This window comes from Synergistaceae bacterium DZ-S4, assembly GCA_025943965.1.
In the GTDB taxonomy this organism is placed as follows: Bacteria; Synergistota; Synergistia; order Synergistales; family Synergistaceae; genus Caenicola; species Caenicola nitritireducens.
The window spans coordinates 1-1099 of the sequence record JAPCWD010000039.1 but is presented as its reverse complement, the minus strand read 5'-3'; the positions used below and the strand labels follow the sequence as shown (position 1 = coordinate 1099).

The window sequence follows — 1099 nt, the reverse complement described above, 5'->3', positions numbered from 1 at the left end:
GCTATACACCGGACTTGTTAGTTCCTTTGACGCACTAGATTCGTGAGCGTTTGTATCTGATTGTAGACATCGCGCTGCTCATTGATGAGACGTTGGATCTTACTGTTGGCATACATGACGGTCGTGTGGTCACGGCCCCCAAACTCACCACCGATCTTTGGAAGGGAGTAGTCCGTGAGTTCTCTGCAAAGGTACATCGCGACCTGACGGGGAAATGCGATCGCTTGAGAACGCTTGTCTCCAACAAGATCGGCCCGGGATATCTGATAGAACTTACAGACCTCCTGTTGGATTGTAGAGATAGAGATAGGTTTGACGGAGCGCTCAGGGAAAGTGTCTTTCAACACGCTTTCAGCGAGGGCGAGGTCGATAGGACGCTGTGACACAGAACTGTAAGCAGAGACGCGCACTAGGGCCCCTTCAAGCTCACGGATGTTGCTTGAGAGCCGCTCAGCGATGAAAGCCAGAACGTCATCAGGGGCGGCAAGACGAGCCATATCGGCCTTCCGCCGAAGGATTGCAATACGCGTCTCAAGATCCGGTGGTTGTATATCCGCGATCAACCCCCACCCGAACCTGGTACGCAGGCGCTCTTCGATGTTGCCGATCTCCGCGGGTGGCCGATCAGAGGTCATGACGATCTGTTTGCCTGCCTCACGGAGCGTATTGAATGTATGGAAGAACTCAGTCTGCGTGGTCTCCTTACCCTGGATGAATTGGATATCATCGATAAGCAGGACGTCATTCTCCCGATACGCGCGACGGAAGCCTTCGGTGCGGTTCTTATCACGGTCACCGATCGACTTGATGAAGTCGTTTGTGAACTGCTCGCTGGTAACGTACTTGACCCGAAGGTGGGGATAGCTTGAGCGGACGTAAGAGGCGATCGCTTGGAGGAGGTGTGTCTTACCGAGACCAGCGCCCCCATAGATGAACAAGGGATTATAAGCGGTTCCCGGAGCTTCAGCGACAGCAAGAGCCACGTGATATGAGAACTGGTTCGAAGGGCCCACAACGAATGAGTCGAATGTGCAGTTGGGCTCGAGATCAGGTCCCGCGGTCTTGTGTGTTTCATCGAGGTGGACCGCAGGTGGTGGAG

General features: G+C 54.1%; 1 protein-coding gene. It reads right to left on the bottom strand.

Annotation, left to right across the window (positions count from 1 at the left end):
• Positions 1-17: 17 nt before the first annotated feature.
• Positions 18-1099: chromosomal replication initiator protein DnaA (gene dnaA / locus OLM33_10090; protein MCW1714000.1), on the bottom strand; the 1082-nt coding region annotated here is incomplete at its 5' end.